The sequence below is a fragment of the Bordetella genomosp. 1 genome, from assembly GCF_002261335.1.
Classification (GTDB): Bacteria; Pseudomonadota; Gammaproteobacteria; order Burkholderiales; family Burkholderiaceae_B; genus Bordetella.
The window spans coordinates 412,533-435,657 of record NZ_NEVL01000004.1; the positions used below are offsets into that span (position 1 = coordinate 412,533).

A 23,125-nucleotide genomic window follows, 5' to 3' on the forward strand; every position below is an offset into this window, starting at 1 on the left:
TGCATCATGCAAGTCAAAAACGTAAGCAGCCGCCCGACCCGTTTTGCGGCAACCCTGATGACCGTCGCCCTGATGGCTGCCCTGACCGCTTGCGGCGGTGGCGGCGGCAGCAAGCGCTCCGCCGGTGGTATTGGCGGCGGCGGTGGCGGCGGCGGCGGCGGTGGTACCGATCCCACCAATCCGACCGTGACGGCCGGCCTTTTGGAAACCACGCTGGGCGGCACCGGCGGCGCCGTCGATAATGCCCTGCCGCTCGGCACCAGCACCGCGCTGGCCGGCGTCGGCAAATCGCTCGACCCGACCGTCAAGCCGGTTATCGATACCGTGGAAAACCTGACCCAGACCATCGGTTCGCAAACCGGCCTGGGCACGCCCGTGGCCGGGACGCTGACGCAAGTCGGCGGCGCGGTCAGCAATCTGGGTGAAACCGTTTCCGGCAGCGGCCTGCCCGGCGGCCTCGGCACCGGCGTCGGCGGCCTGGTCGACGGCCTCGGCAATACCGTGGCCGCCGCCGGTGGCCTGCTGGTGGCCGATCCCAAGAATCCCGATCCGCTGACCAACGTGGCCAAGGAAGCCACCAAGGCCGTGGCCTCGCTGACCGGCGCGCTGGGCGGCGAAGGTGGCCTGCTGCAACCGGTCAACAGCCTGGTGGGCGGCCTGGCCGGCGGTGCGCTCGGCACCCCGGGCCAGCCCATCCTGCAACCGGCCCTGAGCAACACGGGTTCGGCGGTCGACAACGTGCTGCCGCTGGGCCTGCAAGGCGCCCTGGGCGGCGTGGGCCAGGCCCTGGATCCCGCCGTCGCTCCCGTGGCCGGCGCGGTGACCAACCTGACCACCCGCATCGGTGACCAGACCGGCCTGGGCGCGCCCGTCGCCGGCCTGCTGACCAGCGTCGGCGGCACCCTCGCCGGCGCCGGCTCCAACGTGCCGGGCGGCCTGCCGATCGGCGGCCTCGACGGCGTGCTCGGCGGCCTGGGCAACGCGGTCAGCGCCGCGGGCGGCCTGCTGCACACCGACGCCAGCAACCCGAATCCGCTGGGAAAAGTGCTGCAGGAAGCGACAGGCGCGGTGGCCTCGCTGACCGGCGGGCTCGGACTGGGCGGCGACGGCGGTCTGCTGAGCCCGATCACCGGCAACCTGGGCCTGGGCGGCCTGACGGGCGGCGCCGCCAACGGCGGATTGCTGGCCCCTGTGACCGGCCTGCTGGGTGGTGTGACGGGGAATACCGGCGGCAGCGCCAATGCCGGCTTGCTGGCTGGCCTGCTGGGTGGCGCGACCGGCGGTTCGGGTCAGAACAACGGCGGCCTGCTCGGCGGTCTGCTCGGCGGCGCAACGGGTGGCACGACCGGCGGCACGAATAACGGCGGTCTGTTGGGCGGCCTGCTCGGCGGCACGACCGGCGGCGCCACGAGCGGCAACACCGGCGGCGCCAACGGCGGCCTGCTCGGCGGTCTGCTCGGTGGCGTGACCACGACGACCTCGGGCTCGACCGGCACCAGCGGCACCCCGAACGGCGGCCTGCTCGGCGGCCTGCTCGGCGGCGTCACCGGCGCCCTGAAATAATCGCCACACGGTCCACGCACACGCCCATCCGGAGCCGCGTCATGTACGAGTCCGAACGAATCGCGCCGCAAGACCACCGTCACGGCGACACCAGCGACCACTACGGCCCGTCGGCATCGCCCGACAGCGCCGCGGAGATCGCCCTGATCCTGAGCCGCCAGCTGTCAGTGTACATGGCCTCGAGCCAGGCAGCGCTGGCCGAAAAGCTGGGCATCTCGCTGACCGAGCTGAAGGCGCTCGATCTGGTCCAGGAGTTCGATGCCCTGCCCACCGGCCAGCTGGGTCAGTTGCTGGGCATCAGCTGGGGCGGCGCCACGGCGCTGATCAACCGGCTGGAGGCGGCGGGATTCGTGCAGCGCGGCCGCCATCCCCTGGACCGGCGCGTGATCGTGATCCGCCCGGTGGTCGAGCGCCTGCGCGAGCTGGACCGCGCACGGCGCGCGGCCACCGAGGAGGTGCAGTTCCTGAGCCGGCAGTACGACGCGCAGCAACTGCACATCGTGCAGGCCTTCCTGGCGCAATACGCCCGCACCCTGCGCCACGACACGCTGATGTGGTTGCAGAGCCGGCACAACGCCATGTCGGATGACCAAAGCTGAACGCATTGCTGGGTAACACCCCGGGCGTCCTACTCTCCTCGCCCGGCGCAATCCTCACCCGCCCTGTCCCTGCGCGCCAAGACGCCCGGGACAGGTTTTTTTTTGCCTGCCGCCGGACGGCTCTCGGCCCGCGGCTGCGGGGCAATGCGAAGCCGCCCCGCCCCGCCGCGCGGCGCTCAGGCCGGCGGCGCGCCGAAGGACAGGCGCGGCACGGCGTCGAGCAGGCGGCGCGTCAGGTCGTGCTTGGGCGCATGCAGCACCGTCTCGGCCGGCCCGATCTCCGCGATGCGGCCCTCCGCCATGACGGCGATGCGGTCGGCCAGGTACTCGACGACGCCGAAGTTGTGCGTGATGAACAGGTAGGCGATGCCGAGCTCCTGCTGCAGCTCGCGCAGCAGGTCGAGGATCTGCGCCTGCACCGAGACGTCGAGCGCGGAGGTCGGCTCGTCGCAGATCAGCACGCGCGGCTCCACGGCCAGCGCGCGCGCGATGGCGATGCGCTGGCGCTGGCCGCCCGAAAATTCGTGCGGGTAGCGCGTCAGCGTGTCGTCGGGCAGGCCCACGCGGCCGATCAGGCGGCGCGCGCGCTCGTGGCGCTCGGCCACGCTCATGTTGGGCCGCAGCGACGCGATGCCCTCGTCGAGGATGTCGCCCACGCGCATGCGCGGATCGAGCGAGGCGTAGGGATCCTGGAACACGATCTGGATGTCGCGCCGCATCTCCTGCAGGGCGCGCCGGTCGGCGCGCAACAGGTCGCGGCCGCCCAGCATGGCGCGGCCTTCGATGTGGGCGCCGTCGATCAGGCGCAGCAGGGCACGGCCGGTGGTGGTCTTGCCGCAGCCGGACTCGCCCAGCAGCGCCAGCGTCTCGCCCGCGCGCAGCGTGAAGGTCACGCCGTCGACCGCGCGCACCCACTTGCCGACCCGCCGCAGCAGACCCTTGCGCACCGGATAGTGGACCTTGAGGTCCTGCACGTCGAGCACCACGCCCGGGTCGGCGGGACGCGGCGGGGCGCTGCGCGGCGCGATGCCGGGCGGGGGCGGCGCCAGCGGCCGGCCGCGCTTCTCGAAGGTCGGGATGGCCTCGAACAGCTGGCGCGCGTAGGGGTGGCGCGGCGCTTCGAAGAAGTCGGCCGCGCTGGCGCTTTCGACGATCTCGCCGTGGCGCATGAGCGCCACGTGCCGGGCCACATTGCGCACCACCGCCAGGTCGTGGGTGATCAGCAGCACCGCCATGCCCATCTCGCGCTGGATGTCGGCCAGCAGCTGCAGGATCTGCGCCTGCACGGTCACGTCGAGCGCGGTGGTGGGCTCGTCGGCGATCAGCAGGCGCGGCTCGGCGGCGAGCGCGATGGCGATCATCACGCGCTGCTTCTGCCCGCCGGAAAACTGGAAGGGATAGTCGTCGATGCGGCGCTCGGGCTCGGGAATCCCGACCCGGCGCAGCCAATGCACCGCGCGCTCGCGGGCGGCCGCGCCGCGCAGCGGCGTGTGCGCGGTGAGGGTTTCGACGATCTGGTCGCCCACCCGCATCACCGGATTCAGGCTGGTCGACGGCTCCTGGAAGATGATGCCGATCTGGCCGCCGCGCACGCCGCGCATGCCCGCCTCGGAGAGGCCGTTGAGATCGGTGCCGTTGAGATCGACCTGGCCCGCCACCACCTGGCCCGCGTCGGGCAGGAGCCGCAGCAGCGCCAGCGCGGTCATGCTCTTGCCGCTGCCGGACTCGCCCACGAGCGCGAAGGTCTCGCCCTGTGCGATCGCGAGCGACAGGCGCCTGACCACGTGCGAGAGCTGGGTCTCGCCGGCCACCACCACGTCGAGGTCGCGCACCTCGAGCACATTCGCGGCGCGGCTCATGGCAGGGTCCTTTGCAGGGCGGCGCGGGCCGGCTTGTAGCGGCGGCTGCGCGGATCGAACGCGTCGCGCACGGCGTCGGCGAACAGGTTGGCCGACAGCACCAGCGCCAGCATGAAGAGGAAGGCGGTCATGAGATTCCACCAGATCATGGGTTCGCGCGACATCTCCAGGCGCGCGCTGTCGATCATCGAGCCGAACGAGTTCATGCCCGGGTCCACGCCGATGCCGAGGTAAGACAGCACCGCCTCGTAGAGCACCAGGCCGGAGAACTCGAGCACGACCGTGATGAGGACGATGTGCATGACGTTGGGCAGCAGGTGGCGCAGCATGATGCGCCAGTGCGAGACGCCGAAGGCGCGCGCGGCCTGCACGTATTCCAGCTCGCGCAGCTTGAGCGTCTCGGCGCGCAACAGCCGGCACAGCGCCGACCAGCCGGTCAGGCCCAGGATCATGCACAGCAGGAAGAGCCGCAGGTCGGCGCGCGCGGCCGAGGTGTCGAACAGCTCGGAATGGTTGTCGATGTAGACCTGCATCATCAAGGCGCAGGCGGCCACCAGCAGCACCCCGGGAATCGAGGTCAGCGTGGTGTAGATGTACTGGATCACATCATCGACGCGGCCCTTGAAGTAGCCCGCGGCCAGGCCGAACAGGATGGCCGGCGGCAGCATCGCGATGGTGGTGAGGCTGCCGATCACCAGCGCGGTGCGGATGCTCTTGAGCGACTGCCACAGCACGTCGTTGCCGATGCGGTCGGTGCCGAACACGTGATAGGCGCTCGCCAGCGCGGCGATCACGCCGCCGACCACGCACAGCGCGGTGAAGGTGATGCCCATGGCGCGCCACGGCACGTCGGTGCGCGCCCGCAGCACGTCGGCCGCCCGCACGCCGCGCCGGCGCAACAGCGCGAGCGCCAGCAGCCAGCCCGCCAGCGCCACCGCCAGGCCCGCGCCCAGGCCGGCGAGCGCGCGCCGCTGCACGTCAGGCCAGCGCTCGGCGGCCGGGTCCTTCAGGTGCGCCCCGCCCGCGCGCAGGCGCGGATAGTCGCGCACCGGCAGCCCGTCGACCAGCATGCTTTCCTTGAGGAACTGATGGGTGGCGAGCGGCACGGAATAGTTGCGCTCGGGCTTCATCAGCGCGGTGTTTTCGAGCAGCCCGTCGAGCAGCGACTTCACCGCGGGCGCATAGGCGGGCGGCGCGTCGGCCGCGGCATTGGGCGCCGGCGGCAGCAGCGGCCGGTAGTGCATCGAATCGAGCAGCCCCACCACCACGAAGCAGGCCAGGATCAGGGCCGAGCACATGGCCGGCGCATCGTGCAGCACGCGGCGCCAGGTGGCGCGCAGGGCCGGGCTGCGCTTGACCCGCCAGGCGTAGCCGAGCACGGCCAGCACCAGCAGGAACAGGGCGACGTCGGTCCAGAGAAATACGAGACGTGGCATGGTGCGTTACTCGAAACGGACACGCGGGTCGGCCAGCGTGTAGGAGATGTCGGCCAGGATCAGACCCACGATGTAGAGGGTCGAACCGAGAAACACCATGGCGCGCACGATGGAGAAGTCCTGCGCGTTGATGGCGTCGATGGTGTAGCTGCCCAGCCCCGGGATGCCGAAGAACGACTCGGCGATCAGGCTGCCCATGAACAGCAGCGGAATGGCCGAGACGGTGCCGGTGAGGATGGGCAGCATGGCGTTGCGCAACACATGACGAAACAGCACCACCCGCTCCGACAGGCCCTTGGACCGCGCGGTGCGCACGTAATCCTTGCCGATCTCTTCGAGGAACAGCGTGCGGTAGAAGCGCGCCTCCGGCCCCAGCCGCGAGATGATGGCCACCAGCACCGGCAGCGCCAGGAACTTCACCATGTCGAGCCCGCCCGCGAAGCCGGAATATGGCACCAGCCGCCACAGCTTGGAAAACAGCCACTGGCCCGCGATGATGTAGAACAGGCTCGATATCGACAGCATCACCACGCACAGCACCACGCCCCAGAAATCGAGCCGGGTGGCGCGGAAGTACACCAGCACGAGCGAGAACACGATGCTGGCGAACAGGCCCAGCACGAAGGTCGGGATCGCCAGCGCCAGGCTCGGGCCCATGCGGTCGCGGATCTCGCGGCCGATGTCGCGGCCGCCATCCGAGGCGCCGAAGTCCATCACCAGCAGCGGCACGGAGCGCTGGTAGAACACCGTGTCGGTGTAGCGCGCGAGCCCTTCGGCCTGGCCGTTGTACATGAGCGGCTTGTCGTAGCCGCGCTCCGACTTCCAGCGGTCGATGGCCTCCTGGCTGGTGCGCTGGCCGCCGATGGCCAGCCGCGCCATGTCGTCGGGCGTGTTGACCGCGAAGAACAGCAGGAAGGTGAAGAGGTTGACCCCGATCAGGATCAGCACGCCGTACATCAGGCGGCGCAGCACGTAGGCGGTCATGGTTGCTCCTTGGCCTTGCGCGCCGACTGGTCAGCCGTGCCGAAGGCGGTCTGCCGCTCGCGGCGCTTGAGCGCCACGTAGGCGGGCACGATCGCCAGCAGCACCAGGGCCACGAGCACGATCAGCCAGCGCCACACGGGGCGGTTCCATTCATCGATCTTCTCGACCCGCAGCGCCGGATCGACCTTCATGTACTGGAGCGTGTTGCGCACCATCTGGGTGGGCTTGGCATTGCCGACCCACTGCTGGTAGGCGCCGCCCGACTTCGGGAAAAAGCCGAACATCCAGACCGCGTCGCGCCGCACCAGCTCGACCATCTTCGCGATGATGGCCGCCTTCTCGGGACCGTCGTCCTGGAACTTCATCTGCTCGAACAGGCGGTCGAACTCGGGGTTGTCGTAGTTGGCCGCGTTCTCGCCGCCCTTGCCGGCCTTCGCATTCGGGCCGTAGAGCAGGAAGAGGAAGTTCTCGGCGTCGGGATAGTCGGCGTTCCAGCCCCACAGGAACAGCTGGGCCGTGCCGCGCCGCATCTTGTCCTGGAAGCGGTTGTAGTCGGTCGAACGCACATCCATCTGGATGCCGATGCGCGCGAGCTGGCGCCGCAGCCAGTCGAACTGCGGGTTGCTGCCGCCGCCCGTCATGGCGTCGTAGTAGATGACCAGCGGCGCCCCCGTGGCGGCGTTGCGGCCATCGGGATAGCCGGCCTCGGCCAGCAACTTGCGCGCGGTGTCGAGCGACTTGCGCTGCGGCTTGCCGTCGACCAGGTCGTAGACCACGGGGTTGTAGCCCTCGGGCGGCGCCACGTAGCCCAGCACGCCCGGCGGCACCGGCCCGTTGGCGACCTCGGCCTGGCTGTTCTCGAACACGGCGACGTATTCTTCCCAGTCGACCGCGATGCTGATGGCCTGGCGCAGCTTGCGATTCTTCTCCTGCTGCTCGGGCGTGTCGCCGCGGCCCACCACCGGGTCGAGCCAGTTGAAGCCCATGTACCAGTTGGAGGTTTCGACGGTGGTGGGCAGCTGGATGCCGTGTTCGCGATACAGGGCGGCCTTCTCGGGCGAGTCGCCCGCGGCCACCAGCATGGCCACGCCGTACTCGCCGCGCTCGACCTGCGGCACGTCGTAGTAGCCCTGCTGGAACTTGCCCGTGAGCGGCACCGCCTCCTTCTCGATCGAGAACACCACCTTGTCGAGGAAGGGCGTGGGCTTGCCGCAATCGGCGAGCAGCCCGGCCTCGCGGTCGCCCGGCTCGCCCTCGCAGGGGTAGGCCTCGCCGTGATAGTTGGGATTGCGCACCAGCACGTGGCGCCAGTTCTGGATCGACTCGCCCAGCATGAACGGCCCGGTGCCGACCGGCCAGGTATTGAGCGAGAGATCGTGCGCGGCCATGCCCGGCTGGCTGTAGAAGCGGTCGGCCTCCCACGGCACCGGCGCGGTGAAGGTCATCGCGAGCCAGTACTTGAACTGCGGGTACTTGCCCTTGACGCGGATGCGCAGCGTGTGCGGGTCGAGCGCGCTGACGCCGTCGAAGCCATCGGCCTCGCGCAGGTCCAGCCACGGCAGGTCGCGCGCGCCGGGCGCCAGGCCCTTGCGCAGCGCCGCGTCACGCTCGCGCAGCGACTTGCCGTAGTCATCCAGGCCGATCACGTAATCGGCCATCAGCGAGTAGATGGGCGAGGCCACGCGCGGGCTGGCGAGGCGGCGGAAGGCGTAGACGTAGTCGGCGGCGGTGAGCTCGCGCGTGCCGGTTTCGGGGAAGTCGGGGATGTAGAACTTGTCGTCGAGCTCGCCGGCGGCCAGCGGGAAGTATTGGTAGCTGCCGTCGGCGCGGCGGGCGAACGCGGGATGGGGCTGGAAGCGGATGCCGGGCCGGATCTTGATGTCGTAGACACTCTCGGCGATCTTCTCGCCCGGCGCGTCGTCGGGCAGCGGCTGGCCCTGGGCATCGAGGTAGGTGGGATGCGAGATCTCGCTGGCGGCGCGCGGGATGAGCTCGTAGGGCCGCTTGAGATAGTGATAGCCGTAGAGCGGCTCGTAGATGTTGTAGGTGTAGGCGGTTTCGTCGGTGGAGTACGACTGCGCCGGATCGAGATACTTGGGCGAGCGCTTCACGAAGGCCGTGTACAGCGCATTCTCGGCCATGGCGCCGGCCGCGTACGGACTGTTGATGGGGTTTTCTCGCGAGCATCCCGCCAACAGCCCGGCAAGGACCATGAGCGTCGCGCCCAGCCGCCACTTCAGATTCATCGATGCGTTCCTGGTAAATGCTGGCGCAAAGCATAGCAAAGCCGGACGTCCGTCCGAATCGGGGCTAGCCCGCCCGTGGCGCTCAGCACTGGCGCTGTTTCCAGCAGTCGTAGCGCCACTTCCAGGGCTCGGTGGGCTGCTTACCCTGCCACAGGCCCCGTCCGGCGTCGCGCGCCTGCCGCTGCAGGGCCGGCAGCGCCTGGTCGCGCAGGTAGTCGCCGCGCCGGGCCGTGTAGGCCCAGGCGTAGCCGGCCGCGACCATGGCGCGGTTGGCCGAATTGCCGTCGGGCAGCATCAGCGCGCAGAGCTCGCGTTCGTATTGGTCGCGTTCGTAGCACTGCGCCGTGATCTCGCGCCCGGCCACGAGCTCCGCCAGGTGCTTGCGCGCGGCCTCCGCGTAGGGCTGGCCGGGCTGGTCGGCGCCGTGGCCGGTCTCGGGGGCGTCGATGCTGTCGAGGCGCACGCGCCGCTGGCCCTGGGCCGTGCGCAGCGTGACCGTGTCGCCGTCGGCCACGTTCACCACGGTGCCCGTGAGCGTGTAGCGGCCGGCGGGCACGGCCTGCCCGGGCACCGCGCCGCCGCCTCCGGGCGCGGCCGGCCCGCGCTGCGAGGGGGCCGGCGCATCGGCTTGGCCGCGCTCCGCGCCGCGGTAAACCAGATTGCCGACGAACGCGATCAGCAGCGCGGCCAGCGCCGGCGCGAAACGGCGGACGAGGCGGTTCGGGAGGGGCGCGGGGCCGCGGCGACGGGCCATGGACGGACTCGGAGATGGAAACGTCCGAAGTGTGCCACGGCTGGCCGCCGCCGGGGAGGCGGCGGCGCGCGGATGCCCTACAGCCAGCCGGAGCGGCGGAAACGCCAGTACAGCACGCCGCAGAGCGCGGCGATGGTGGCGAGCGTGACCGGGTAGCCCCAGTGGGTCTTGAGCTCGGGCATGTATTCGAAGTTCATGCCGTAGATGCCGGCCACCGCCGTGGGCACGGCCAGGATGGCGGCCCAGGAGGCCAGCTTGCGCGTGGTGTCGTTCTGCTGGCCCTGGCCGATCATGAGGCTGGCCTCGAAGGCGAAGGCCAGCGCCTCGCGCAGCGCGCTGATCAGCTCGTCGACGCGCAGCACCCGGTCGGCCACCTCGCCGAAATAGGGCCGCGCGTGTTCGTCGACGGCCGACATCTCGACGCGCGAGAGACGGCGGCAGATCTCGGCCAGCGGTGCGATGGCGTTGTGGATGCGCAGCAGGTCGCGCCGCTGGCGGTAGAGGCGGCGGATATCCGAATCCTTGGCGCCGCGGATCAGGAGCTTCTGCTCGGCGTTCTCGACCACGTGTTCGAGCTTGTTGACCGCCACCACGTAGCGGTCGACCAGCCAGTCGAGCAGTTCGGAGACGACGTAGTCGCTGCCGCGCTTGAGGATCTCGGGCGCGGCCTCCAGGCGCTCGCGCAGCGCGGTGTGGGCCGACAGCGCGCCGCGGCGCACCGTGACCAGGAAGCCTTCGCCGATGAGGTATTGGGTTTCGCCGAACACGGGACGGTCGGCCTCGACCTCGACCGTGATCGCGACCACCAGCACCATGTTGCCGTAGTCGATGATCTTGGGCCGGCGGTGCGGCTCCAGCATCTCTTCGCGGTTTTTGTCGCAGGCGCCGAGCGTGTCGGCGACGTAGGCGAGCGTTTGCGGGCTGGGATCGCGCAGGCCGATCCAGAGCATGTCGTGATCGCCGTGCGCATACTCGCCGATGTCGGCCAGCGCCACGTCACGCGCGCGGCGGCCGTTGGCATAGGCCACCGAGGCCACGACCTCGGTGGGCACCGGTGGCGCGGCGGCGGGGACCTGCGGCGTATCGGCCACCGGATTCTCTGTTGGCATACGCCCTCCTTTGACTGGGCGGGCCGGGCGCGTCTTTGTCTGCGCCGGCCTCCGGCCCATGATAGCTCAGGAGAACAGCTTGCGTAGGCGCTGCCCCACGTCGATCGCGGGCGCCCCCGCCGCGCCCAGGCCGCGGCCGCGATCGAACGGCAGGTCGGGCGGTTTGGGCAGGTGTTCGAACATCGGCAGCATCGCGTCGGTGATGAAGCGCGTGCGGGCGCCGTACACGTGCTTGTCGCCCATGCCGGTCTGGTTGTGCACGTAGAAGCGCTGCGGCACGACGATCTGCAGCCGCTCGCGGGCCCGCGTCATCGCCACGTACAGCAGGCGGCGCTCTTCCTCGATCTCCTCGGCCGTGTCGGTGGACATGTCCGAGGGGATGCAACCGTCGACCGCGTTGAGCAGGTAGACGGCCTTCCACTCCTGCCCCTTGGCCGAATGGATGGTGGAGAGAATCATGTAGTCCTCGTCGAGCAGCGGCGTGCCGGATTCGTCGCTGGTGGCCGAGGGCGGGTCGAGCGTGAGCTCGGTGAGAAAGCGTTCGCGCGTGGGATAGCCGCCCGCCAGCCGCTGCAGCTGTTCCAGGTCGGCACGGCGCACGCGCGCATCGTCGAACAGGCGCTCGAGCAGCTCGCCATACCAGCCCAAAGCCACCTCCACGTCGGCCGGCCAGCCCAGTTGCGGCGAGCGCAGGCGCGCGTAGGCCTGCACCAGCGCCTGCCAGTCTTCGCTGGCGGCGGCCGGCACCTTGAAGGCGCTCAGCGTGGCGAGCGGATCGGCCGACTCGGCCAGCGCGTCCATCAGCTTGCCGGCGGTCGCCGGCCCCACGCCCGGCACCAGCTGCGTGACGCGGAAGCCGGCCATGCGCGAGCGCGGGTTCTCGGCCCAGCGCAGCAGCGAGAGCAGGTCCTTGATGTGCGCTGCCTCGAGAAAGCGCAGGCCGCCGAACTTGACGAAGGGAATGTTGCGGCGCGTGAGCTCGAGCTCGAGCGCGGCGCTGTGGCTGGCGGTGCGGAACAGCACGGCCTGCGACTTGAGCGTCTGCCCTTCCTCGCGCCGCGCCAGCACCTGGTCGGCCACCCAGCGCGCCTGGCCGGCCTCGTCGCTCACGCTCACGAGCTCGGGCCGCTGGCTCGACGCGCGGTCGGTCCAGAGCTCCTTGGCGTAGCGCTCGGGCGCCAGCGCGATCACGGCGTTGGAGGCGTCCAGGATGGGCTGGGTCGAACGATAGTTGCGTTCGAGCGTGATGACGTGCGCACCCGCCCCCACCTGTTGCGGGAAGTCCAGGATGTTGCGCACCGTGGCGGCACGAAAGCCATAGATGGACTGCGCGTCGTCGCCCACCACCGTGAGGCCGCGGCCGTCGGGCTTCATCGCCAGCAGGATGGACGACTGCAGCCGGTTGGTGTCCTGGTATTCGTCGACCAGCACGTGATCGAAGCGACCGCCGATGTCGGCGGCCAGCGCGGGCTCCTGCATCATCTCCGCCCAATACAGCAGCAGGTCGTCGTAATCGAGGATCTGCTGGTCCTGCTTGGCCAGCATGTAGGCCTGGAACAGGCGCTTGAGCTCGGCCTCCCACTGGGCGCACCAGGGAAACGCCTGCGCCAGCACCTCGCCCAGCGGCAGCTGGCTGTTGATGACGCGCGAATAGATCGACAGGCAGGTGCCCTTGAGCGGAAAGCGATTCTGCGTGGCGGACAGCCCGAGCTCGTGGCGCACCATGCCCATCAGATCTTCGGCGTCGGCGCGGTCGTGCACCGTGAAGGCCTCGGCCAGGCCGATGCGATGGGCGCAGTCGCGCAGCAGGCGCGCGCCCACGCTGTGGAAGGTGCCGGCCCACGGCAGCGACGGCGCGTGCTGGCTCGCGCCCAGGCGCATGAGCTTGCGCAGCACGCCACCCACGCGCCGCTCCATTTCCTGCGCCGCGCGGCGCGAGAAAGTCAGCAGCAGCAGGCGCTGCGGGTCGGCGCCGTTGCGGATCAGGTGCGCCACGCGATGCGCGAGCGTGTTGGTCTTGCCCGAGCCCGCGCCGGCGATCACCAGCAGCGCCTGGCCGGGCGCGGCCCCGGGCGCCACGCCGAACTCGGCGGCCGCGCGCTGCTCGGCATTCAGGTCGCCGAGCGGGTCGGTGGCGGCGGCGTCGGCCGGCGCGCGGTCGGCGCCGCCCGCGGTGGCATCAGGGGCGGCGCGCTCGCGGTGGGCGGCTGCGCCCGTGTCCGCGGCATGCGGGGCGGGCGGCGTAAGGTCGGGCGGGGCCGGCTGATCGGGATGGGACATGAAGCGAAGGAATTCGGAACGACGGGCGGATAACTGTATATTTATACAGATTAATTTAACCCAGATTTGCCCCCGGCCATGTCCGCCCGCATTCTCACCGGCACCGCCTCCTGGACCGACCCCACCCTGCTGGCCTGCGGCCGCTTCTACCCGCCCGAGGCACGCGACGCCGCCAGCCGGCTGCGTTTCTACGCCTCGCGCTTCGGTCTGGTCGAGGCAGACGCCAGCTTCTACGCCCTCGCCGACCCGGCCGTCTCGCACACCTGGACCCAGCGCACGCCGCCCGGCTTCGTGTTCAACATGAAGGCGTTCCGGCTGTTCACCGGCCACGCCACGCCGGCCGCCGCGCTGCCGCGCGACATGCGGCGCGACCTGGGCCTGGACGACGCGCCCGACTCCGCCGTGCTCTACGACAACCAGGTGCCGCCCGAATGGCTCGCGGAGATCTGGAACCGGCAGCTGATGGCGCTCGAGCCGCTGCGCCAGGCCGACCGCCTCGGCGCGCTGCATCTGCAGTTCGCGCCCTGGGTGCGGCGCGACGCGCGCGGCATGGCGCGCGTGCGGGCGGCGATCCGCCATGCGCGCGAGGTGCCGACCACGGTGGAGTTTCGCCATCGCAGCTGGTTCGACGGCGCCCACGCCACGCGCGAGACGCTGGCGTTCGAGCGCGACCTGGGCGTGGTGCACACGGTGGTCGATGCGCCGCAGGGCTTCGACAACACCGTGCCCGCCGTGTGGGAAACCACCTCCGATGCGCTGGCGCTGGTGCGGCTGCACGGCCGCAACGCGGCAAGCTGGAACACCCGCGCGGGCGCATCCTCGTCGCGCTTCCAATACGAGTACACGCCCGAAGAAATCGCCGACCTCGCGCGCCGCATCGCCGCGCTGGCCGAGCGCAGCGGCCAGACCCACGTGGTGCTCAACACCAACTACCAGGACCAGGGCGTGACCAACGCCGCCAACCTGAACCGTGCGCTGGGGTTGGTCTGAACACCGATCCCGCGCGCGCGGAACGTCGCTCAGGCTGAATTCTGCCCCGGCTTGAGAATCTGAGAGGGGACGTACGACACAAACAGCGGAGAAAGGCGATGTGATCCCCCTCCCGCGACGGCCGCAAGGCGGCCGGTGTCGACATGAATCAAGCGCCTATCCTCGTGCCGCGACGCCGCCTTCGGCCGAAGCCACTTTCGTGCGCGGCGCTGTGCGTGTCGGCAATCTCGCCCCTGACATGCCTGTCTCCCCTGGCCGCGCAACCCCTGGCCGCGGATGCCGCGGCGCGCACCACTGACATCGAACGCCGCCAGGCGCAAGAGCTCGATGCCCAGCGCGCCCGCGCCGCCGCGCGGCCTGACGTGCTGTCCACGCCCGCCGCGGGCGAAGAGGCGCTGGTGTTGCCGGTGGAGTCTCCGTGCTTCACGCTGGACCAGGTGGTCTGGGACGGCGCTCCACCCCCCGCCGCCCTGCGCCGCGACAGCGCGGCGGCGCAGGGCCGGTGCGTGGGCGGCCAAGGCCTGCGCGTGCTGCAGGAACACCTGATGGCGCGCCTGATCGATCGAGGCCTGATCACCGCGCGGGTGCTGGTGCCCGAACAGTCGCTGGCCACCGGCACGCTGGCGCTGCGCTACGTGCCCGGCCGCATCTCCGCGGTCAGGAGCGAGGGCGCGCCCGGCTGGTGGCGCACCGCCCTGCCCGCCTGGCCCGGTGGCGAAGTCAACCAGCGCGACCTCGATCAGGCGCTGGAGAACATCCGCCGGCTGGCCGGCCAGGGCGACGCCCGCATCGACGTGGCCCCCGGCCCCGAGCTGGGCGACTCCGACATCATCATCAAGCCCGGCACCGGCAGGCGCTGGCATGCCTACCTGGGCGCTGACAACGCCGGCATGGCATCCACCGGCAAAAACCAGGTCAACGCCGGCGTCACCCTCGATTCCCCGCTGTTCCTGTACGACCAGTTGGCTGTTTCCTCGACAGCCAACGCCAACCTGCGCAACCACGAGGCGGGCTCGCGCGCAGCCTCGGTCAACTACAGCATCCCATTCGGTTACCTGGCCCTGTTCGCCGGTGCCAGCATGTCGCGCTATCGCCAGACCGTGGCGGGTTTCGACGAACCCATCGTCTACGGCGGCACCAGCGAGCAGTGGGAGATGGGCGTGTCGTGGGTGCCCTACCGCGGCGCCAGCTACAAGGGCACGACCACGCTGAAGTTCCTGCGCAAACACACCAACAGCACCCTCAACGACGTCGACATCGACGTGCAGCGGCGGGACGTGGTCGGCTACGAGTTCAGCTACAGCCATCGCCAATACATCGACCGGATGGTGCTGGACATCGGCGGCGGCGTGCGCGGCATCCTGCCGCAGCTGTCCGACCAGCCCGGTTACGTCTACGGCGACGCCGACTGGAACGGCCGCAGCACCATCCTCACAGCCAACGCCGGCCTCTACCTGCCCTTCACGCTGGCCGGCCAGGCATTGGCCTACCAGGCCAACTGGCAGATCCAGCACGCCATGACGCCGGTCGTGCCGGCCGACTTCTTCACCATCGGCAACCGCTACGCGGTGCGCGGCTTCGATGGCCAGATGACGCTCGCCGCGGAAGACGGCTGGACGCTGCGAAACGACCTCTCGCTGAATCTGGCGCGCCTGCCGGGCCAGCAGCTGTACATCGGCCTTGACGTCGGCCACGTCGGCGGCCCGAGCGCGCAAACCCTGGCCAGTCGCACCTTGGTCGGCGCGGTGGCGGGGCTACGCGGCCGCGTCGCCTTGCCCGGTGTCGCAAGCGCGGTCAGCGCCAGCTACGACCTCTCGCTCGGCTGGCCCCTGAAGAAGCCTGACAACCTCAAGGCCCAGAGCACGGTCCTTGCCGCCACGCTGATGTTCGAGTTCTGAATGGGGCTTGTCCAGCGCGCGCTGCCCGCGCCGGACACGTTGTTTCACGTTATCGGGGGCCGTCTCATCATGTCCAGATTTCGCTCCGCAGTCGTTGGGTCCGTGCTGATCACGCAGATATGGGCCCCCGTCCTGGCCCAGACGCTGCCCATCACCGTGGACAAGCGCGTGTCAGGCCAGAAGCCTGTCGTCGGGATCAGCAACGGCGTGCCGGTGATCAACGTCGCGCCGCCTACGGCCGGAGGCGTCTCGAACAACCGGTTCGTCCGGTTCAACGTCGGCCCCTCGGGCGTGGTGCTGAACAACAGCGGCGCGGCCAGCCAGACGCAAGTGGCCGGACAGGTGGCGGGCAATCCGATGCTGGGCAACCAGCGTGCCACCACCATCCTGAACCAGGTGACGGCGCCCAACCCGTCGCAGCTGATGGGGATGCTGGAAGTGGCGGGCAACCGCGCCAACGTCATCGTTGCCAATCCCGCGGGCATCACGTGCAACGGTTGCGGCTTCATGAACGCCAACCGCGCCACGCTCACCACCGGCAAGCCGGTCAGCGGCCCGGATGGCACGCTGGCTTTCGAGATTGCCGGTGGGCGCCTGGCCATCGAAGGCGCGGGCCTGTACGGCGCCAATCTCAGCCAGCTGGATCTGCTGGCCCGCACGCTGGAAATAAACGCCCAGGTCTGGGCGGATCGCCTGAACGTGGTGGCAGGAGCGGCGCGCGTCGGCCATGACGGTATCGACGTCTCGGCCCTGACCAGCGCCGGGGCGGGCGAAGCCGTGGCGCTGGACGTCGCTGCGCTGGGAGGCATGTACGCCAACAGCATCCGCCTCATCGGCACGGAGGCCGGGGTTGGCGTGAACATCGGCGGCAACCTGGCGGCGCTGACCGGCAGGCTGACGGTCAGCGCCAACGGCGACGTCAGGATCCTGCCATCGGGCCGCGTGCAGGCCGCCACCGACCTGTCGGTACGAAGCGCTCGCGACGTCGTCAACGGCGGCACCGTCGCGGCAGCGGGCACGCTGGCGCTCACTGCCGGCGGCAAGCTCGTCAACGACAACGCCATGTCCTCGGCCGCCGACACCCGCATCGAGGCGCACCAGTTTGAAAACCGTGGCGCACTCACGGCGGGCCTGCAAGCGGACGGCGCCATCCGTGCGCGTGGCGCGCTGAGCGCGCAGGTTGAGCAGTTGCTCAACCCCGGCACCCTGGTGGCCGGCGGCGATGCCACCGTCTCCGCGAACGCGCTCGACCTGTCGGGCGGCAAGTTCGTCGCCGGTGGCGCATTGACCCTGGACGCCAGGGGCGCCATCACCCATCGCGCCGGCTCGGCCTATGGCGGCTCGGTGGCCTTGCGCGCGGCCAGCCTGAACAACACGGGCGGCAAGATCGCCAGCGTTGGCGCACTGGACCTGCGGACCGTCGGCGCGATCGACAACACCGGCGGCACCATCGGCGCGCGACAGGACCTGGCGCTGACCACCGGAACGCTCGATAACGACGGCAAGATCCACGCGGGCCGGGACCTGAAGATAGCGGCGGATACGCTCACCAACCGTGCCGGCGGTGAACTGATTGCGGTGCGCAACAATGCACTGCTCATCGGCGGCCCGCTGGCCACCGCCGGCCTGATGGACGGCGGCTACACCCGAATCACCGCTGGCAACCTGGTCAATACCGGGCGCATTTATGGCGACCGCGTCGGCATCCGGACGCCGCTGCTGCAGAACGAGCCCAACGCCGTCATCGCCTCTCGTGGCGACGCGGACCTGGGCGTGGGCACGCTGACCAACCGCGAACATGCGCTGGTCCATGCGGCGGGCGACCTGCGGATCGGCGGCGCACTGGACGGCACCGGCAAGGCGACCGGGCAGGCGACGCTGCTGGCCAACGAATCGGCCACCCTCGAGGCCGCGCGCAACGCGGACATCGCCGCCGCCAGCATCCGGAATCGCAACCTGCACTTCGCCAGCGAAACTGCCGAGGTCAGCCGCGAAACCAAGTGGTTCTATCGCCTGGACGGCACCACCGACATCGTCGATGGCACGGGCATGTGGTTCTGCAATACCGTCAAGTCCATCTGCGGCCGCGATCCGAGCTGGATGGGGCCGTACGACGAACGGCGCCTGCTGATGCCGTCGGCGCGTTATCCGGAAAGCCGGTACGGGCCGCCGTTTGATTACAGCAACATCCAACGAGACCAGCAGGGGCGCGCGGGCGTCAGCGCGCCGATCGGCCTGGCGTACGTTCCCGAGACTTATCACTGCGGCGGCGGCGATGCCGGCGATTGCCATACCCGCCCCGCCCAGTTCCGCTACGAACCAGACGCCAAGATCTGGGCCGTATTCGACGTGGAACGCCCCAGCGGCATACGGCGGCCGCCGTCGCCCGACGCCTGCGGCCGGCGTTGCCCCGCGGACCTGGCCCAGCAACAGGCCCGGTACGACCACGACCTGGTTCTCTACGACACGCTGAACCAGAAGATCAAGGCCTTCAACGCCGACTTCCGCAACAGCCGCATGATCAAGGACTTCACCTTCTATCAGGTGACCGAGATCGCGCGCGAGACCCGCATCACGCAGAGCGATCCGGGCAAGATCATCGTGGGCGCCAACGCCCGCCTGTCGGGCAACATCATCAACGACAGGAGCCGCATCCTCGCCGGCGGCACCTTGAAGACCGAGGGCGGCACGCTGAGCAACGTCGGCGCCGAGGGGCTGCGCACGGTCGATCGTGTCGGCACCATGGCCTACACCTACGAGAAGAACGACTCCCGCAAGTACAACCGTTCCGACTACAACGCCACCGTCCAGGCCGAACGCATCGAGACCGGCCTGGGCGCGGCGCGCGGCGGCGCCGCGGTCGCACCGTCCGGCCAACCCGACGGCAGCACCGTCGACCAGACGCTGCCGCCTGCGACGCTGACGCGTATCACGCTGCCCGGCAGGCAGACCATCGCCATCGTGGTGCTGCCGCCGACTCTTCCCAGCAGCAAGCGGTACCAGGTCATCACGGCGCCCGACGCGCCCTACCTTATCGCCACCGACAGCCGGTTCATTGGTGCGCGCACCGTGGTGTCCAGCGATTTCCTGCTGGAGAAACTGAAGCAGGATCCCGGCCACATTCTCAAGCGCCTGGGCGATGGCTTCTACGAGCAGAAGCGGGTCGCCGAGCAGGTCATGCTGGCCACCGGCCAGCGTTTCGTCGGCGACTACACCGACAACGAAACCCAGTACAAGGCGCTGCTGTCGGCGGGCGCCGACTTCGCCAACGCGTTCAGCCTGTCGGTGGGCACCGCCCTGACCGTGGAGCAACTGCGGCGCCTGACCCGCGACATCGTCTGGATGGTGGCGCAGACCGTGACGCTGCCCGACGGCACGCAGCAACAGGTGCTGGCCCCGCAGGTCTACCTGGCCGTCAAGCCGGGCGACCTGCGCGGCGACGGCACGCTGATGGCCGGCCGCGACACGCAGATCAGCACGACGGGCGGCGTGGACAACAGCGGCGCCATCATCGCGCGCAATGCCTTGGTGGTCGATGCGCAGAACGTGCGCAACACCGTGGGTACGATCCAGGGCAAGACGGTCAACCTGCATGCGCGCAACGACATCGACAATCTGGCGGGGCTGCTCAAGGGAGACGCGATCGCGCTGACGGCGGGCCGCGACATCACGCTCACCTCCAGCACGCAATCGAATGTTCGCGGCGGCATCAGCAACACCCTCATTGACGGGGTGGCGCGCATCGATGCCGGTACGTTGAACGTGCAGGCGGGCCGTGACGTCAACGCCCAGGCCGCGGCCATCGCCGCCACCCGCGACGCCAGCATCCGCGCGGGCGTGGCCATCAACCTGACCGCCGCCGGCACGAACTACGCGGAGTCGTTCAACTTCGGCAAAAAGAACCGGTCGGAGATGCGCACGACGGAAGACGTCGGCACCCGCATTGCCGCGGCCGGAAACCTGACGCTGATGGCCGCGCAGGACATCAAGGCGATTGCCGCGCAAGTGTCTTCCGACAAGCAGCTGGCGATGGGTGCGGGACGCAACATCGATGTGCTGGCGGGGGATTCCAGCGGGTATACGTACAACGAGATCTACTACAAGACGAGGGGGTTCTGGTCCAGCAAGACGACGCATCGCATCAAGGAAGCGTCGTGGACCGCGGGCGTGGCTTCAACCTTCACCGGCGACACCACGATGGCGATGGCCGGCCGGGATGTCAACGTCGTTGGCTCGAATGTCGGCGCGCAACGCGACCTGGTGATGTCTGGCGGGCGCGACGTCGATATCGTTGCAGGCGAAAACTCTTCGGCCAACTACGACTACGAGCACATCAAGAAGTCCGGGTTCGGTGCGATGGGCGGGTTGAGCTACGGCACCCGCAAGCAGACCGACATTCTCGACGGCACCAGGGTGTTCCACACCGCAAGCACCGTCGGCAGCGTTCAAGGCGATACGCTGATCAACGCCGGTCGTTCCCTGAACATCGTTGGCAGCAATGTGCTGGCGCGGCAGGGCGACGTCGCCATGATCGGGCGAGACGTGCGTATCGGGGCGGTCGCCGATACTGCCAGCGATAAGGCGTATCACGAGGTCAAGCAGAGCGGGTTCAGCATCAACGCAAGCACGCCTATCGTGAGTGCGATGCAGACCGCCGGCAAGATGGGCGACGCGGCGGGCAGGACCGACAACAAGGTCATGCAGGGGCTGGCCCTGGCCACGACAGGGTGGGCTGGCGTCAACGCCCATGACGCGATCCAGGCAGACCCCCGCGCGGCGGGCGGCCTGAACATCAGCATCGACCTGGGATCGAGCAAGAGCCAAAGCACCACGAAGCGGGAATCCTCGTCGGTTCGCGGGTCCACCGCGGCCGCCGAAGGCGACCTGACCGTTCTCGCAAAAGGCGGCGGCCAGGCCTCCAACGTGACGGTGACGGGATCGAGCCTGTCGGCCGGCAACAACGTCGCCATCAAGGCGGACGGTGACATTGTCCTGCGGGCCGCCCGGAACACCTCCGTGCAGCACAGCACGAACAAGCGCACCAACGCCAGTATCGGCGTCGGTGTGACGGCGGGCTCACGGGGGCTGGGCTTCACGCTGAACGTCGCGGCCGGTGGCGCGCGCGGCAAGGCAGATGGCAAGGACATCCATTGGAGCAGCAGCACCGTCACGGCGGGCAAGGTGCTTGGCCTGCAGTCCGGTCGCGACACGTCGCTGATCGGCGCCGTCGGCCAGGCAGATCGGATCGTGGCGTCGGTAGGCAACAACCTGCGCATCGAGACCTTGCAGGACATCAGCACCTACGCGTCCAAACAGCAAAGCGCCGGCATCGCAGGCAGTCTTTGCTATGGCTATTGCACCAGCAGCATCTCCGGCAACGTGTCGCAAGGCCAGATGAAGAGCAACTTCAAGTCAGCCTCGGAGCAGGCGGGCCTGAAGGCAGGTGATGGCGGCTTCAACGTCGGTGTCAGGAACAACACGACGCTGATCGGCGGGCTCATCGCCAGCAGCGGCCAGGCCGTGGCCGACGGGCGAAACACGCTGGCGACGGGCACGCTGTTGACCGAGAACGTGAAGAACAGCGCCCGCTACAAGGCGAGCCAGGTCGGGATCAGTGGCGGGTACGGGTGGGGCGGCTCGGGCGGCAAGAATGCTGGCCTGGGTACGGACGCCAAGGGCAACGTGGCCAGCGGCTCCAAGGCGCAGCCGGGCACGAGCGTGCCCCAGACATCGGGCGGGCCGGGGATGGGAACCCCGGCGGCGAGCGCCGCCCGTGGCCGAGACCGCTCGACCACGTACAGCGCGATCAGCGGCGGTACGGAGCTCATCCGCGATGCCGTCGCTCAGCAGGATCTCTCCGGAATGACGGCAACCGAGACGCTCGCCTCGCTCAACCACGACACGTCGTCCGATACCTTGAACGCACTCAAGCCGATCTTTGACAAGGAGAAGATCGAGGCGGGGTTCGAGATTGTGTCGGAGTCTCAGCGGCAGGTGGGGCAGTTCCTGACGAATCGGGCCAAGGAAGCCAAAGCCATCAAGGAGGCGCTAGATACCGCTCCTGAAGGGCCAGGTAGGGACCAATTGCGAGCTCAGTACGAGCAGGTCAAGCAGTGGGCACCTGGTGGCACGTATCGGGAAGCGCTGGCTGCCGTGACGCTAGCTGTGAGTGGAAACGTGACGGGCGGCGCGGGAGAATTATTGCAAGCTGCGGCCGTGAATTACCTGCAGAGCTTGGGGGCAGCCAAAATCAAGGAAATTGCACCGCTACTCGGCGGCGACGGATCCCCCGGACAAGTGGCGTTCCATGCGCTGGTGGCATGCGCGGGCGCTGCGGCGAGAAGCACCAATTGCGGCGCTGGCGCTGCGGGTGCGTCGACTGGCATTTTTGTCAGCCAACTCATAGATCAGGCTTTTGGTGAACCTGCGGGCAAGCTCGCTCCGGTGGAACGCGAAGCGCGCATTAATTTGGTGACTAGCCTACTGGCCGGAATGACTGCGGTGTTGGATTCCAACGCCGTGGCAGCGGTGAACAATTCGGCACGGTTAGAGTTGGAGAACAATCAATTTGCGCTGCCGTTGCCAGGGATGGCAGGTTCGGGTGGCGCGCTTGGCGGAGTGGGCAAGCGCGGAACCGGGGCGGGAGACACCAATCGTCAGCGGCTGGGCTCAGATTCGGGAGACGAGCTCAGTGCAGACGACAACATTGCGCTTCGACTGACTCGGGCGTGGAACGCGCTATTTGGAACGGATTCCGGGCCGGAGGGGGCGGCTGGGCCGCTGGAGACTCCTGCAGTGCCGCCGGGTGGAGATACGCGGGTACCAGGCTATCCAGGAGACTCGCGGCAATCGGAGCAGACACCGGGGTATGAATCCGATCAGGGCAACCTTGGCACGCCGGGGCTTCAGGCTGACTCAAACAAGCATCAAGGTGGCAGCGTCACGCCTTTGCCTGAGCAGCAAGGGCCTCAGCTCATACCGAGCGAGGGTGCAAACAAGGGCTCGCTTTCGGGGCTACCAACACGCATTCCTCCATTATCCGATGAGGTAACCACCCGGTCGCTTGAATTGGAAAACCAGAGCGCAATTGCTCTGGCAAAGAATGGCTTCGAAGTTATACAAAACCCTGTTGTTCCTGGCCCTAAAAATCCCGATTATTTGGTCAATGGTCAAATTTTCGACAATTATGCTCCGTCAACTGGAAATGTTAGAAATATTGCGTACAACATTTCCGATAAGGTAGCCAAAGGGCAGGCTGATAATATAGTTGTTAATTTGACCGATAGCTCGGCAACGCCCGATGCGCTACAAACTCAACTCACCAACTATCCAATCCCAGGATTGAAGCAGGTGATTGCAATAGACAAGACGGGTGCTGTTGTTAGGCTAAGTATTAAAAGGAATTAA

12 protein-coding genes are annotated in these 23,125 nt (G+C 68.7%); 5 read left to right on the forward strand and 7 right to left on the reverse strand.

Features of this window, described 5'->3' with window-relative positions:
* The first annotated feature begins 6 nt into the window (after positions 1-6).
* The gene (locus CEG14_RS18820) at positions 7-1,563 is read left to right on the forward strand and encodes a collagen-like triple helix repeat-containing protein (RefSeq protein ID WP_094827927.1); all 1,557 of its coding nucleotides are present in this window, start codon (positions 7-9) and stop codon (positions 1,561-1,563) included.
* A 41-nt stretch (positions 1,564-1,604) separates the two neighbouring features.
* Entirely contained in the window at positions 1,605-2,162 is a 558-nt protein-coding gene (locus CEG14_RS18825; RefSeq protein ID WP_094827928.1) for a MarR family winged helix-turn-helix transcriptional regulator, read from the forward strand.
* 176 nt (positions 2,163-2,338) lie between these two features.
* Here the strand turns inward: CEG14_RS18825 and CEG14_RS18830 are convergent, their stop codons facing one another.
* From CEG14_RS18830 to CEG14_RS18860, 7 genes are all read right to left on the reverse strand, one after another.
* The gene (locus CEG14_RS18830; protein ID WP_094827929.1) at positions 2,339-4,021 is read right to left on the reverse strand and encodes an ABC transporter ATP-binding protein; all 1,683 of its coding nucleotides are present in this window, start codon (positions 4,019-4,021) and stop codon (positions 2,339-2,341) included.
* Positions 4,018-5,457, reverse strand: coding sequence for an ABC transporter permease (locus CEG14_RS18835; RefSeq protein WP_094827930.1), 1,440 nt, complete (start codon positions 5,455-5,457; stop codon positions 4,018-4,020). Before CEG14_RS18835 ends, CEG14_RS18830 begins: the two co-directional genes overlap by 4 nt.
* 6 nt (positions 5,458-5,463) lie before the next feature.
* Positions 5,464-6,441, reverse strand: coding sequence for an ABC transporter permease (locus tag CEG14_RS18840; RefSeq protein ID WP_094827931.1), 978 nt, complete (start codon positions 6,439-6,441; stop codon positions 5,464-5,466).
* Positions 6,438-8,687: an ABC transporter substrate-binding protein gene (locus tag CEG14_RS18845; protein WP_094827932.1), complete on the reverse strand. Its 2,250-nt coding sequence runs from the start codon at positions 8,685-8,687 to the stop codon at positions 6,438-6,440. Before CEG14_RS18845 ends, CEG14_RS18840 begins: the two co-directional genes overlap by 4 nt.
* 82 nt (positions 8,688-8,769) lie before the next feature.
* Entirely contained in the window at positions 8,770-9,441 is a 672-nt protein-coding gene (locus CEG14_RS18850) for a thermonuclease family protein (RefSeq protein ID WP_094827933.1), read from the reverse strand.
* Between the two features lie 77 nt (positions 9,442-9,518).
* Complete coding sequence (locus CEG14_RS18855) at positions 9,519-10,550, reverse strand: magnesium and cobalt transport protein CorA (protein ID WP_094827934.1); 1,032 nt, start codon at positions 10,548-10,550, stop codon at positions 9,519-9,521.
* A 66-nt stretch (positions 10,551-10,616) separates the two neighbouring features.
* Positions 10,617-12,830, reverse strand: coding sequence for an ATP-dependent helicase (locus tag CEG14_RS18860; protein WP_094827935.1), 2,214 nt, complete (start codon positions 12,828-12,830; stop codon positions 10,617-10,619).
* Between the two features lie 78 nt (positions 12,831-12,908).
* On the opposite strand from CEG14_RS18860, the gene CEG14_RS18865 reads away from it, so the two are divergent.
* From CEG14_RS18865 to CEG14_RS18875, 3 genes are all read left to right on the forward strand, one after another.
* On the forward strand, positions 12,909-13,820 hold the full coding sequence (locus tag CEG14_RS18865) for a DUF72 domain-containing protein (protein WP_094827936.1): 912 nt from the start codon (positions 12,909-12,911) through the stop codon (positions 13,818-13,820).
* A 215-nt stretch (positions 13,821-14,035) separates the two neighbouring features.
* On the forward strand, positions 14,036-15,718 hold the full coding sequence (locus tag CEG14_RS18870) for a ShlB/FhaC/HecB family hemolysin secretion/activation protein (RefSeq protein ID WP_256985838.1): 1,683 nt from the start codon (positions 14,036-14,038) through the stop codon (positions 15,716-15,718).
* A 102-nt stretch (positions 15,719-15,820) separates the two neighbouring features.
* Positions 15,821-23,125, forward strand: a complete 7,305-nt coding sequence (locus tag CEG14_RS18875; protein ID WP_256985839.1) for a two-partner secretion domain-containing protein — start codon at positions 15,821-15,823, stop codon at positions 23,123-23,125.